The 399-nt window shown below is 46.1% G+C and carries 1 protein-coding gene; it reads left to right on the top strand.

The window, feature by feature from the left end:
* Positions 1 to 15: 15 nt before the first annotated feature.
* On the top strand, positions 16 to 399 hold a 384-nt coding region (locus tag BN338_RS10640), incomplete at its 3' end, for a DUF1320 domain-containing protein (RefSeq protein WP_039762661.1).

Raw genomic sequence — 399 nt, 5'->3', positions numbered from 1 at the left:
GGGAATCTTTAAAAGATGGCGTATGCAAGCAAAAGATTGATTGAAGAGCTCTGGGGCGTTGAATTCTTGATCGACTTATGTGGGATGGATGAGCATTCTGATCCCGTTCTTTTAGAGAAAGCCATTGGTCTTGCGCTTGAACAGGCAAGTGGTGAGATTGATGTGCATTTGTCTCATCGCTACCCTGTCCCCATTGCTGGACAGCCGGCAGCTTTGGGTATGATCTGTGTCAATATTGCTGTTTACAATTTAGCCATACGCCACACGGCATTAACCACAACCATTGAAGATCGTTACAAACAGGCGGTTGATTTATTGAAACGCATTGCCGAAGGCAAGGCGGGTTTGGGTGTGGATGAGCCTAAAATTATGAGTGAAGATGGACCGGTTCGTGATGGA

Source organism: Bartonella queenslandensis AUST/NH15, from assembly GCF_000312585.1.
Classification (GTDB): Bacteria; Pseudomonadota; Alphaproteobacteria; order Rhizobiales; family Rhizobiaceae; genus Bartonella; species Bartonella queenslandensis_A.
The sequence above is the reverse complement of the archived record's forward strand: the minus strand, read 5'-3'. Positions and strand labels throughout refer to the sequence as shown.